General features: G+C 44.1%; 14 protein-coding genes, 4 tRNA genes and 1 riboswitch. Of the genes, 14 read left to right on the forward strand and 4 right to left on the reverse strand.

Features of this window, described 5'->3' with window-relative positions; genetic code table 11:
• The first annotated feature begins 32 nt into the window (after window positions 1-32).
• The 11 genes from Q9R24_RS03400 to panD all read left to right on the forward strand — a co-directional run bounded on the left by Q9R24_RS03400 (window position 33) and on the right by panD (window position 6,127).
• The gene (locus Q9R24_RS03400) at window positions 33-1,745 is read left to right on the forward strand and encodes a tetratricopeptide repeat protein (RefSeq protein ID WP_216071046.1); all 1,713 of its coding nucleotides are present in this window, start codon (window positions 33-35) and stop codon (window positions 1,743-1,745) included.
• Between the two features lie 7 nt (window positions 1,746-1,752).
• Window positions 1,753-2,331, forward strand: a complete 579-nt coding sequence (gene lolB, locus Q9R24_RS03405) for a lipoprotein insertase outer membrane protein LolB (protein WP_311203730.1) — start codon at window positions 1,753-1,755, stop codon at window positions 2,329-2,331.
• 21 nt (window positions 2,332-2,352) lie between these two features.
• Window positions 2,353-3,180 (forward strand): 4-(cytidine 5'-diphospho)-2-C-methyl-D-erythritol kinase, encoded by an 828-nt coding sequence (gene ispE, locus Q9R24_RS03410; protein WP_311203776.1) that lies wholly within the window; start codon window positions 2,353-2,355, stop codon window positions 3,178-3,180.
• A 2-nt stretch (window positions 3,181-3,182) separates the two neighbouring features.
• Window positions 3,183-3,257, forward strand: a tRNA-Gln gene (locus Q9R24_RS03415).
• A gap of 25 nt (window positions 3,258-3,282) precedes the next feature.
• Window positions 3,283-3,357, forward strand: a tRNA-Gln gene (locus tag Q9R24_RS03420).
• Window positions 3,358-3,375: 18 nt separating this feature from the next.
• Window positions 3,376-3,450: transfer RNA gene (locus tag Q9R24_RS03425), tRNA-Gln, on the forward strand.
• A 92-nt stretch (window positions 3,451-3,542) separates the two neighbouring features.
• Window positions 3,543-3,617, forward strand: a tRNA-Gln gene (locus tag Q9R24_RS03430).
• A 36-nt stretch (window positions 3,618-3,653) separates the two neighbouring features.
• Complete coding sequence (locus tag Q9R24_RS03435) at window positions 3,654-4,607, forward strand: ribose-phosphate pyrophosphokinase (RefSeq protein ID WP_004280601.1); 954 nt, start codon at window positions 3,654-3,656, stop codon at window positions 4,605-4,607.
• A 98-nt stretch (window positions 4,608-4,705) separates the two neighbouring features.
• Complete coding sequence (gene rplY, locus Q9R24_RS03440; protein WP_004645781.1) at window positions 4,706-5,002, forward strand: 50S ribosomal protein L25; 297 nt, start codon at window positions 4,706-4,708, stop codon at window positions 5,000-5,002.
• 18 nt (window positions 5,003-5,020) lie between these two features.
• Window positions 5,021-5,602 carry an aminoacyl-tRNA hydrolase gene (pth, locus tag Q9R24_RS03445; RefSeq protein ID WP_086044568.1) on the forward strand — a complete coding sequence of 194 codons (582 nt, stop codon included), beginning with the start codon at window positions 5,021-5,023 and terminating at the stop codon, window positions 5,600-5,602.
• Window positions 5,603-5,746: 144 nt separating this feature from the next.
• On the forward strand, window positions 5,747-6,127 hold the full coding sequence (gene panD, locus Q9R24_RS03450; RefSeq protein WP_004280606.1) for an aspartate 1-decarboxylase: 381 nt from the start codon (window positions 5,747-5,749) through the stop codon (window positions 6,125-6,127).
• 71 nt (window positions 6,128-6,198) lie between these two features.
• On the opposite strand, the gene Q9R24_RS03455 is transcribed toward panD, so the two are convergent.
• Both Q9R24_RS03455 and Q9R24_RS03460 read right to left on the reverse strand, forming a co-directional pair.
• Window positions 6,199-6,783 (reverse strand): GDYXXLXY domain-containing protein, encoded by a 585-nt coding sequence (locus Q9R24_RS03455; RefSeq protein WP_005106315.1) that lies wholly within the window; start codon window positions 6,781-6,783, stop codon window positions 6,199-6,201.
• Window positions 6,780-8,585, reverse strand: a complete 1,806-nt coding sequence (locus Q9R24_RS03460; protein WP_155861549.1) for a DUF2157 domain-containing protein — start codon at window positions 8,583-8,585, stop codon at window positions 6,780-6,782. The genes Q9R24_RS03455 and Q9R24_RS03460 overlap by 4 nt, the downstream gene beginning before the upstream one ends.
• 170 nt (window positions 8,586-8,755) lie before the next feature.
• Window positions 8,756-8,910, forward strand: a riboswitch (FMN riboswitch).
• 106 nt (window positions 8,911-9,016) lie between these two features.
• On the opposite strand from Q9R24_RS03460, the gene ribB reads away from it, so the two are divergent.
• Window positions 9,017-9,676: a 3,4-dihydroxy-2-butanone-4-phosphate synthase gene (gene ribB / locus Q9R24_RS03465; protein ID WP_044108711.1), complete on the forward strand. Its 660-nt coding sequence runs from the start codon at window positions 9,017-9,019 to the stop codon at window positions 9,674-9,676.
• Between the two features lie 65 nt (window positions 9,677-9,741).
• Here ribB and Q9R24_RS03470 read toward each other — a convergent pair whose 3' ends face one another.
• Together Q9R24_RS03470 and Q9R24_RS03475 are read right to left on the reverse strand one after the other, a co-directional pair.
• Window positions 9,742-10,353 (reverse strand): LysE family translocator, encoded by a 612-nt coding sequence (locus Q9R24_RS03470; protein WP_086044566.1) that lies wholly within the window; start codon window positions 10,351-10,353, stop codon window positions 9,742-9,744.
• Between the two features lie 44 nt (window positions 10,354-10,397).
• Complete coding sequence (locus Q9R24_RS03475; RefSeq protein WP_086044935.1) at window positions 10,398-10,886, reverse strand: DUF1289 domain-containing protein; 489 nt, start codon at window positions 10,884-10,886, stop codon at window positions 10,398-10,400.
• A 189-nt stretch (window positions 10,887-11,075) separates the two neighbouring features.
• Here Q9R24_RS03475 and Q9R24_RS03480 point away from each other — a divergent pair, with 189 nt between their 5' ends.
• Together Q9R24_RS03480 and Q9R24_RS03485 are read left to right on the forward strand one after the other, a co-directional pair.
• Complete coding sequence (locus tag Q9R24_RS03480; protein WP_311203731.1) at window positions 11,076-12,008, forward strand: rhodanese-related sulfurtransferase; 933 nt, start codon at window positions 11,076-11,078, stop codon at window positions 12,006-12,008.
• A gap of 206 nt (window positions 12,009-12,214) precedes the next feature.
• On the forward strand, window positions 12,215-12,493 hold the full coding sequence (locus Q9R24_RS03485) for a hypothetical protein (RefSeq protein WP_004280617.1): 279 nt from the start codon (window positions 12,215-12,217) through the stop codon (window positions 12,491-12,493).
• Window positions 12,494-12,499: the final 6 nt, after the last annotated feature.

Below are 12,499 nucleotides of genomic sequence, written 5' to 3' on the forward strand. Positions count from 1 at the left end.
TCATAAAAAGCATTACTTGGATCAATAAAAAATTGCGTCAAACAATTAGCCGTATCAACGGCCCTACCATTAAGCAATATTCTACCACATTCCTACTGGTGGGTAGCATGGCTTCGACTGCGCATCTTTATGCAGCGGAAGCAGTTTACCATGCAAATCAAAATTATGATGCGATAAAACAAAGTATGATGGCTGAGTTTGCCATCGCTGCACATGACATTCCGACTGCTTTGCACAACTATACGGTGCTGGCGATCAAGAGCAATTCCACTTCAGTCAAGCAGCGTGCACTGAATGTCGCGCTGGAACATGATGACCTACAGGCAGCACTAGATATCTCCACGCACTGGGTGGTACAAGAGCCACAAGACGTCCCTGCTTTATTTTATTTATCACATATTGCCCTTAAAGCGCATGAATATGAGCTGGCTGCTGAGACCTTAGAAAAAATCCTGCAAATTGATGACAGTGCCGATCTGGAAGAAATTCTCGCCGGAATTTCACCGGAAGGCACAGAGGATCGTACTTATCTGATTCAGGCCTTAAGCACCACTAAAGCCAAGGACAATCCATCTATTCTGGTGCTAGTGGCCGGTCTGGAAGCACAAAATGGTCAGCTTGAACAGGCTTTAAATACAGTTAACCGCGCCTTAAAAAAACGTCCGAATGCGACCGGCTATATCCTGATGAAGGCCAATCTGCTCAATGCACTCGGCGATACTCAGGCGACACTGCAATGGTATGAAAAATCCAGCCGTAAACACCGTAATAATCTGGATGTACGTCTGGCCGAAGTCAAATATCTGGTCAAGCTGAACGAAGCGACTTTGGCTCTGAAAAAACTGCAAGACATTCTAAAAAAATGGCCGACTGCTGAAGAAGCCCTGTTTATTGCCGGACTGACCAGTATTGACCTGGAAGAATACGAGAAAGCCGAAAAATATCTGGTCGAACTGCGTTATTCTGCGCAATATCAAAACGAAGCCTATTATTACTTGGCGGTGAATGCAGAACGCAAACAGCATTATGAAACGGCGAAAGCTTATTATCGTCTGGTCGATGGCAGTCTTTACACCGTCTCACGTCGCAACATGATCTCGATTTTCGCCCAGCAGGATAAGCTGCATGATGCGCTGCGTTTCTTAACCCAGGAAAGGGTGAATTATCCACAACATGCCAGCTTCCTCTATCTAGCTCAGGCGGATATTTTGACGCGCATGCAGAATAAAAAAGCTGCGATTCGCCTGTTGGAAGAAGCCAGCAAAAACCTGCCGGATGACCCTGAACTGGTCTATTCGCAAGTTCTGTTGCTGGATCCCCATCAGGATCGCGTCAAGCTGGATGAACTACTCAGCACTTTACTTAAAATTGAACCGAACAGTCCGACCTATCTGAATGCCTATGCCTATACCCTGGCGATGCAAAACCGTCGCCTCGAAGAAGCACGCCGCTATGTCGAACAGGCACTAGAATATGCACCAGAACAGGCATCGATTCTGGATACCTATGGTTATATCTGTTATTTACAGAATGACTTCACCACAGCTGCGGATGTGTTATACAAAGCCTATCAATTGAATCCGAATGTGAAGATTGGGGTACGTTATGCCCGTTCCTTGTACATGAAAGGTGATCTACAACACTTCCACCAAGTGTTACAACAATTACAACAAAACCATCCAAATGACCCAGAATTGAAACAACTTAATTCGCTATTGTTAGCACCACAAACCAAAACGAGTTAATTAATTTATGCGCAATTTAAGCCAATTGGGCTGCTGTGCCTTTGCAGCCACTGCTTTATTTTTAACTGGCTGTCAGCAGATGATCAAGCCACAAACGCCTACTACTCCGTCTGTACAGGTGGAGAATCAATTTCAGCTGCAAGGTAAAATTGGCGTTCGCACCCCTCAACAGACTGGCAGCGCATTCTTTACCTGGGTACAACAGCAAGAAGAATTTGATATTGAGCTGAGTGGCATTTTAGGTGTGGGCAAAACCCAGATTTCCGGCACGCCCGGCCAAGTCACATTAAACAGTGCTAAAACAGGTGTGATTCAGGCGGCAAGTGCCGAAGAATTACTGCAACGCGCCACAGGCTGGCAAGCACCAATCAGCTATTTAGTGGACTGGGTACAGGCCCGCCCTGCGACAACGACTGCCAAATTGCAAAAAGATGATACACAGCGGATTAGCCAGATTATTGAACAGGGCTGGACGGTCGATCTCAATTACAATGCGCAGGCCAAAATGCCAAACCGCTTGATTTTAAAGCAGTCACTTGAAAGTGGTGCGGAAAACCGTATTACAATGATCATTGAAAACCGTTAATTGACCTGATGTTAGCCCATGATGATTCGTGTTCCCTCGCCTGCTAAACTGAATTTGTTCTTACATATTACCGGTCGCCGTGAAAATGGCTATCACGAGCTGCAAAGCATTTTTCAGCTGATTGATCTGTATGACTGGCTGGATTTTGAACAAAGCGCTGATGATGCGATTCAGATAGAAGGCCTGGCCTCAGTCGATCTGCAACAGAATTTAATCTATCGGGCGATCCAGTTGTTGAAGCCTTATGCCAAAACGCCTTGCGGGCTAAAGATCCGTCTGGAAAAAAACATTCCGATGGGTGCAGGTCTGGGTGGAGGGTCTTCCAATGCAGCGACGACCCTGATTGTGATCAACCAGCTCTGGCAGTGCGGTTTAAATATTGAGCAACTGGCAGATCTCGGAGTTAAACTAGGGGCAGATGTCCCGATATTTGTGCATGGTAAAAATGCCTGGGCTGAAGGCATTGGTGAACACTTAACATTCATAGACTTAGATCAAAAAAAATTCATTGTGTTAAAACCTGATTGTTTTATCAGCACTCAACTGCTTTTTTCGCAAAAAGCATTGACAAGAGACACGAAGAGCTCTAAATTTTGCGCCTATCAGGAAACGCCATCTGATTTTGGAAATAACTTTGAGCCGCTGGCAAGAAGCTTATATCCTGAAGTAGATGAAGCAATGCAATATCTCGACCAGTTCGGAAAAGCTAAGCTTACAGGTACAGGTGCTTGTGTGTTTATTGAAGTCACTGAAAATCTGAATATCGAAGATATTCTTGCAAATGCACCATGTAAAGCTTACCTGGTCAACAGTTTACAAGAATCACCTTTAGTTCAGTTTAAAGTGTAGATAGGGGTATCGCCAAGTGGTAAGGCACCGGGTTTTGATCTCGGCATCCGTTGGTTCGAATCCAGCTACCCCTGCCATTTTCACCTGTAGATGTACTGTATTAGGGGTATCGCCAAGTGGTAAGGCACCGGGTTTTGATCTCGGCATCCGTTGGTTCGAATCCAGCTACCCCTGCCATCTTACAGTCATCAAATTAGGGGCGTCGCCAAGTGGTAAGGCACCGGGTTTTGATCTCGGCATCCGTTGGTTCGAATCCAGCCGCCCCTGCCATTTTCTCGAAAAAAGACAGAACACTCATTTGCTGTAAGACTGTTAATTTACCTTGACACTTTACCGCAAAAATATTAAAGTTCTGCCGCATTAGGGGTATCGCCAAGTGGTAAGGCACCGGGTTTTGATCTCGGCATCCGTTGGTTCGAATCCAGCTACCCCTGCCATCTATTCCCATATATCCCAACCGCCAAGGGTGCTTCATGCCCAATCTTGTCGTTTTTAGTGGATCTGCGCATCCACAATTCGCTCAAAAAGTCGTAAGTCACTTACATATTCCTCTAGGCGCTGCCTCTGTAGGTCAGTTCTCTGACGGTGAAATTGCTGTCGAGATTACTGAGAACGTTCGTGGTAAAGACGTATTTATCGTACAACCTACTTGTGCCCCAACTAATGATAACCTGATGGAAATCTTGGTGATGGCTGATGCTTTGCGTCGTGCAAGTGCGGGTCGTATTACTGCCGTGATTCCTTATTTTGGTTATGCTCGTCAAGACCGTCGTCCACGTTCAGCACGTGTTCCAATCACTGCAAAAGTTGTAGCAGACATGCTCACTACTGTAGGCGTTGACCGTGTGGTGATGATCGACTTGCATGCTGACCAGATCCAAGGCTTCTTCGATATCCCTGTAGACAACATCTACGGTACACCAGCGCTACTTGCTGACTTGCGTCAACAGTCGCATCACAACCTGATGGTGGTTTCACCTGACGTAGGTGGTGTAGTGCGTGCACGTGCTGTTGCGAAACAAATGGGCGATATCGATCTTGCAATCATCGATAAGCGTCGTCAAAAAGCGAATGAATCACAAGTGATGCATTTGATTGGCGATGTAAAAGATCGTGATTGTGTCATTGTTGATGACATGGTAGATACTGCTGGTACGTTATGCAAAGCTGCTGATGCATTGAAAACTTTCGGTGCTCGCAAGGTTGTTGCGTATGCAACGCATCCAGTACTTTCTGGTAAAGCGATTGAAAACTTAAAGAATTCTGTGATTGATGAACTGGTTGTGACTGATACCATTCCTCTTTCTGATGAAGCTTTAGCACTGGGCAAGATTCGCCAGGTTTCAGTAGCCAGCATGGTTGCCGAAACGATTCGTCGTATTAACAACGAAGAATCTATTAGCGCAATGTTTGATTCTTATCTATAATAGAGCGCTGAATTTTCAAAGCCCTGCCATTTGGTAGGGCTTTTACTCACCAGACTGGTCGCAAGTCTGGTTCATTTAACTTAAATAGGATGTCTATCATGGCAAACTTCGTATTAAACGCAGCAGCACGTGAAGAAGCAGTTCAAGGGAAAGGTGCGAGCCGCCGCCTTCGTCTTCAAGCTAAAGTTCCTGCAATCATCTACGGTGGTGAAGCTGCTCCTGTAGCAATTACTGTTGAGCTTCGTCAGCTTGTTAAATTCTTAGAAAACAATTCATTCTTTGAAGAAGTTATCGAAATTGATGTAGACGGTAAAGTTGAAAGCGTGAAAATCCAAGCGTTACAACGTCACCCAGCTAAAAACACACCAATGCACGCTGACTTCAAACGCGCATAAGTGTTAATGGTGTAATTAGTGTCAAATATTTCACTGATTGTTGGTTTGGGTAACCCAGGTTCTGAGTATGCCCAAACCCGCCATAATGCAGGCTTCTGGTTCGTAGAACGCCTTGCAGACCAATATGGCATTGTCCTCAAAAAAGACCCGAAATTCAATGGATTTAGCGGTCGTGGCAATATCGAAGGTCAAGACGTCCGTCTTCTTCTACCGACAACCTTTATGAACCTTTCCGGTAAAAGTGTTGTTCCTTTCGCCAAATTTTACAATATCGCACCTGAATCGATCCTGATTGCCCATGATGAACTGGACATGAATCCTGGTGTCATTCGCCTGAAAACTGGCGGTGGTCACGGTGGTCATAATGGTCTACGCGATATCGTTCCGCATATTGGTTCAAACTTCCATCGCCTGCGTATTGGAATTGGTCATCCTGGTGCCAAAGACCGTGTTTCCGGTCATGTGCTCAGTAAAGCACCTAGCAGCGAACAGAACTTAATGGATGATGCGATTTCCCATGCCCTCGCCCGCACAAAAATGCTGGTGAACGGTGAAGTACAGCAAGCCATGAATCAAATCAACGCATATAAGCCGAACTAAACATTCAAAAATTGCTGGACAATTCCGCTTGCCAGAAAGTTTATTTAAGCGCAAAATGCGTTTGCTCGATTGTTCACCATACAGCAAGCAAGATTGATTTAACCAAATGATCAAACTCTTAGGTCAACTCAGGGGACGCTAGCCATGCTATCTCGTTTATTAAAATGCAAAATTCACCGCGCTCACGTTACACATGCAGAACTACACTATGAAGGTTCATGTGCAATTGATGGCGTTTTGATGGATTTGGCTGGCATTCGTGAATACGAAGAAATTCATGTGTGGAACGTGACCAATGGTAAACGTTTTGCAACTTATGCAATTCGTGGCGAAGACAATTCAGGCATCATCTCAGTCAATGGTGGCGCTGCGCATCAGGCCGATGTAGGCGATATCGTGATTATTGCAACCTTTGGCGATTTCACTGAAGCTGAAGCGAATGCCCATCAGCCTCGCTTAGTTTATGCTAACCCAAACAATACAGTCAGCCACACAGCGAACTGTATTCCTGTGCAAGTAGCTTAAGTCCAAGATTTTAAAAAGCCCGCAATATGCGGGCTTTTTTATTGAAAAATACTTCTAAAAATAGATCTTAATTAACCGCCTTGTACCCAGTCTTTTTGGCTTTCGCAATTTAAAGCTCGCAGATTCTGATCCACCAGATTCGCCAATAAAGCCTGTCCATTATCTTTAACTTTAATCTCGGCATATTTTGCGTTGCGATAGCACGGCTCCAATCCTTCTGCAAACAGAAAGCTACTCGCTGCCGGATATAAATTGGCTAATCGATTGGAAGGATTTTTTAGAAGCAAACGCGCGGAAGTTCCCTGATGAGTTTTTAAAAGATTTTCATCCATGCTAGTTTGAATCACACGATGCTGATCATCTAGCTGTACATAGCTTAGAAGATGTGTCTGATCCTGAATATGCTTTTCTAAGGCTGCAATTTTCTTATCCGCTAAACTACCCTCTTCTCCACGATCCGCTTCAGCATCACCCTCGAAATGCAGCTCATAATTCAGTACCATATAATCGCCTTGCAAGATTGAGCGCGGATCGAACGGAGCAAGCTCGACGAAAATGGACTGGCTGTTCACTAAATGATGTTCATGTTTCAGGATCAATCCCACAAAGAGCAGAATACTGAATCCGGCCAGAATCAGAGGAAGAAACTTTTTCATGCAGTTTCCTCCTGACCAGGTCTAATCCTTACCTGCTTTAAGCCATAGACCATGCACCAAACCATAAGACCTGAGATGAAAATCGTTAGGCTCTTTACCAGGAAACTCAGCCCCAGATTGTAATACAGCATCCATAACCAGAAGATCAGCAATAAAATCGACAGAGCTTGCATCAGTCGTTGCTGATAGACTACAGCCCAGGCCATGAGCAGCATAATGATAAAAATTTCAAAATAGCCCAGCAGGATCAGTAATAAACCCAGAACCGGAATTAACCAGAGCCATTTTTCAGAAAATTGTTGCCAGTTTTGCCAAATAAAACTGAACAACAATAAGCTCGGAAGAATATAAAATAACAGGACTTGGTCAAAGCTGATCTGTCCAATGCTGTGCCAGTGCTCTAATCCGGTCACCGCCTGAACCACCGCTGAACCTGTCAGCATGGCAATCATCCAGAGAAAGATACTTTTCTGATAATGCGAAGATTGCCAATAACGCGCTGTTAGGAATATTCCGATGAAAATGACATAGTTCAAGCTGAGTATGATACTGATCACCATGTCATCATGTTTAAAAGAATTCTCTAAGACCAGAACCACGATTGCTAATGCATGCGTCATCAGCAGCTGTAGGGTCAAAATAGACCAGTGCATCCGTTTGATGGTAGTAAGCCCCAGCATTAATAATTGCAGCAGCCAGACTACAACTATACTGTCGGTCAGCAGTTCTGTATGAATTAAAACTGCTGCCTGACCACAGATCCACAAGCAATAGGCAAACTGGTGCATAAAAACTGAAGCCTGCTGACCCAGCAGTTTCCAGGCGATGCCTATAAAAATGATCCCCATTAAAATCGAAAATGCTTCCCAGTAAGTCAGTAACAGGACTGCAAGAATAATCCCCGAAATCCAGGCACCGAGTGCCAGAGGAATCACAGAAAATTTGGTTTGTGGAAAAATTCTATTTAAAGCAAAACTAATTAAGGCAAACCAGCCAAAAATCAGCACAGCTAGCACAAATAGTCCAGTAGCTGAATTGGTCAGTTGATTTTCAACCAGTTCAAATACCCATAAGCTCACACTGGCAGCCAAACCTGCAATGAGAAGAATGACTTCTAGCGCCTGATGTTTCCTATAAAAATAAAATGCGGCACCTGTCGGTAAAACAACTGAAGAAGCTAAATAGATCAGCTTAGAGTGATGAATAAACTGCATCATGCTGCTGATCGAAATCACGATCACAAATGCGATAAACAGAAAACGTAGCAGCGCGTAATAGCGCATGGCATACGCAAAGCTAAGTGCTGTCAGCAAATTTAGACCGAGCAAATACAACCCTTCTGCTCTTCCCATCCAGAAGCTCTGTTTAAAATACAGATACAACGTCAGCTGGCTCACTACGCAAAGCATGACAAAAATGCCAATATTGGAGCGATAGAGCCATGGTAAGAGCAAGGCTGACCAGAGCAAAAATAACAGATAACTATCTGCGCCAGTTTGATAAATCTGCCCAATCATTGCCAGACTTAAACCCAGCATGAGACCAGATACTGTATCCAGACTCTGTCTCACCCATTCCTGCTGGTCGAAGTAAATACTTGCTGTTGCACTACAGAGTAAAATCAGCATCGGGATTGCCAGCTGAACCGGATCCGGCAGCATCCACCAGTTCGCTGCCATTAAATACAGCAAACTGACCGTGATGAGTGCCAAGCCCAAGATTTTTAAATAACGTAGTACTTCTACATTGCAGAACAGCAAGGGCGAAAATTGATTATTTCGGATCAGCTCAGTTTTATGCATTGTTAGAATGATTGAAGGATTTCTAATCTTCCTCACACCATAGCATGTTTCCAGTATTTTGCTAAAAACCTGGGTAATTCAGATTATCTGTTTTGTTTATCTAAAATTCTGCAAATTACTTTCCATTTCAACCATCCCATCTTTTTAAAATCAGGACTATAATGTTCTTACATCGCTTCAGGGCGGGGTGTGATTCCCCACCGGTGGTAATTTCAGCTTTTTATAATTAGGCTTGAATTAGCCCACGAGCGGTCAATTTCGATTGATCTGCAGATCTGGTGCAAATCCAGAGCCGACGGTATAGTCCGGATGAAAGAAGACGAAAGCAGCACCAAGGCTGTATGCCGTGCATACACCTGTTTTTGCTATAAGCCTATTTTCACTCAGTCCTGAAATGTTCAATCATATTTTTAGTTTAGGTGAGCATTTCAATGTCAAGTTTGATTCAACCCGAAATTTTCTTTTCTGCTTTAGCCCCTGCTGAACAACGTATCCTTCAGGCACTCGAAGATCTCCGCCAAGGCAAACCTGTCTTGGTCATGGATGATTTTGACCGTGAAAATGAAGCCGATCTGATTGTGGCAGCTGAAACTTTAACTATAGAAACCATGGCGCGTATGATTCGTGATGGTTCCGGCATCGTTTGCTTATGTCTGACTGATGAGCTGGCAAACCATTTAGAGTTACCACCAATGGTACAAGATAACTCTAGCCAGTTTAAAACTGCCTTTACTGTAAGTATTGAAGCAGTAGAGGGTGTAACAACCGGTGTTTCTGCCAAAGACCGCACGACTACAATTAAAACAGCGATTAAAGACGGCGCAGTTGCCAGTGATCTGAATCGTCCTGGTCATGTATTCCCATTACGCGCCCGTGAAGGTGGTGTCTTAACCCGGCGTGGTCATACTGAAGGTACTATTGACCTTGCGCGTCTGGCTGGTTTAAAACCTGCCGGCGTGTTGTGTGAACTGACTAATCCGGATGGCAGCATGGCTTCTGGTATTCAAGTTCTCTCGTATGCACAGACGCATCAACTGAGCCTAATTACCATTGATGAACTGGTACAGTACCGCCAGCAACACAATATATAAGTCTATTTAAAAAGAAAATCCCGGCATTTGGTCCGGGATTTTTTGTGTCGTATATATTGATTGAATTAACTGAAGATGGAATAAATCCCATACAGTGCAACCATTAACAAGATCAAGCCACATAGCCCAAGTAAATGCGGATAAAGCTGAGACCGAGATAATCGCTGAAAACCCAGATACACCAGTGACAGGGTGAGAAAATCCAGAACAATCCAGCTAATTGTCAGAATCACCAAGCTTAAATCGAGGTTTGGGCTAATGCCTATAAATTGCGGAAAAAAGGCGGCAAAGAAAATAATATCCTTGGGATTAGAAATACCTACCAGAAAACCGGTACGAAAGCCACCCTGTACGGGCTGCAGGTTTTGTGGTCCAGTTGATCCCTGCCCTTGCCAGACTTCCCTGAAAATCTGAATTCCCAGCCAGGCAATATACAAACAGCCAAGTAGCTTAATGCCATTCAGCCAATTTTCGTTAACAACCAGAAGACCTTTTAGACTGAGAATGGATAAACCAATCAGAACCAGTGAGGCAAAGTTAGTCCCGAAAATAGTCTGCAAGGCATGCTTATAGCCGCCTTTGAGCCCAGCACTAGCGACCAGTAACATTACTGGTCCGGGCGTCGCGATCATGATTACTACGGCCAGACAATACAGCAGATATTCGGTAATATTCACCCCATTCCTCCTTGTCTAATATAGTCAGCATAAAAAAAGAGGACCTACTCGTCCTCTTCTTCCATCTGAATCAGATGCTGACTGATGCCATCTGCCCGCAGAAAAGCCAGATCATAACTGGCGGTAGCCAAGGCCAAGATCCGGCGCTCAAACTCGTCCCAGAGCGGACGCACCTGCTTATAATGGATGCCTAAACCACTATCGTCGGTAAAATGCCGATTTTTTTCACAGAGCTTTAAAGCATGATACAGCTTGCGCCCTTTAGAAGCATCATCACGCAAACGCACCCGTTTCGACAGCACAAAGGCCTGCACTTTGACAAGATCGGCATGCGGTAACAGCGGCACCAGAATCTGATCCAGCTGTGCATCCAGGCGTTGCCACACAGCTCGATGCTGCTCGGCACTATACGTATTCCAGTGAATCACTTCATGATTAAAACGGCGGCAACCACGACATACCGCATCACCAAATACGGTCGAACAACGCCCTGCACATGGGGTTAAAGACGCAATACGACGATCTGAACTCAAAACACACTCCAAAGATACTGCAACTTTCAGTATCTGCATCACTGCACAAAATCCTGGGTCGGGCATGACTATACACGCTCTCCCTCATGAATTGAAGCCTGTTAAAAGACTTGCGTTTTACTCGCTTATTCACTCGAATCAAGCTAAAATATGCGCCTTTCAAATTATCATGCTACGTTGGAGTATTCCATGAACGCTACTGTAGAACAGCTTGCACCTGTAGAACAGCAAGCGACGACTGGTTGGGTTGTTGCCGCACTTTATCAATTCAAAGAAGTTCAAGATCCTGCCGATCTTCAGCAACGTCTTCTGGACCTGGTAAAATCCATCAACCTTTGCGGTACTCTAATTGTGGCAGGTGAAGGCATTAACGGTACGGTTGCAGGCGACCGTGCATCGATTGATCAAATTCACCAGTTCCTTCTGAATGAAGGTTTTAACGAAATGGAATACAAAGAATCTGACAGTTCTGAAAAACCATTCCGTAAAATGAAAATTAAATTAAAAAAAGAAATCGTGACTTTAGGCGTGGAAGTGAAACCGCGTGATTTAGTCGGTCACTATCTTGATCCAAAAGAATGGAACGAACTGATTGCACGTGATGACGTGATTCTGGTTGATACCCGTAACGATTACGAATACAAAGCAGGTACGTTCAAAGGCGCGATTGATCCGAAAACTGAAAGCTTCCGCGAATTCCCTGAATACGTGAAAAATAATCTGGAACAGCACAAAGACAAGAAAATTGCCATGTTCTGTACTGGCGGTATTCGTTGTGAAAAATCCACTTCACTTCTTCTACAAGAAGGTTTTACCGAAGTGTATCACCTGAAAGGCGGCATTCTAAAATACCTGGAAGAAACCCCGGCTGAAGAAAGCATGTGGGAAGGTGAATGCTTCGTGTTTGATAGTCGTACTGCCGTAACGCACGGTGTTGAAGAAGGCCAAAATACCAAGTGTCATGCGTGTGGCTGGCCTTTACTTCCAGAAGAAGTTGCCCTCCCAAGTTATGAACATGGTGTCTCTTGTGTGTACTGTATTGACAAAACCTCGGAGAAACAAAAAGAAGGTTTCCGTATGCGTCAATCACAAATTTTAGCAGCAAAACGCAAACGCCTCTAATTTGGCCTTTTGTAATGAAATATATAAAAACCCTCTTCGGAGGGTTTTTTGTTTACATAAAAATCACAACAGCAATAAAACTCTTACCAATTCCTTACCAAGAACCTCATTTTTTTCCAAACAAGATTGTTAGTCTAATGATACGGTGATTTACAAGCTAAGTCTTTCATTATTAACTGAAATTTTTAAGTGAAAAGGAATATAAAATGGCAGGCTCACTTGCTCGAGATTCAGACAATCTGGTTCAATTTCAACCAAAAGAAAATATAAAGTTGCAACGGCTTCATCAAATTTCTGAAGAGCTTGAACAGCAATCACATCTGTTCGTCGTTATCTTGGGAACCGTTATTGGCGCGATCTTGGCGCTTTTCATTGGTTACCATATCAATACCAGCATCATGCATTTTATCCTGCTAAGTATTTTGCCGATCTGCTTGGCCTATTTCTTACGTAAAGTTTATATTTATACCCTGACGCATAGCTAATTCTGC

The organism is Acinetobacter sp. RRD8, from assembly GCF_031844225.1.
Lineage (GTDB): Bacteria > Pseudomonadota > Gammaproteobacteria > Pseudomonadales > Moraxellaceae > Acinetobacter.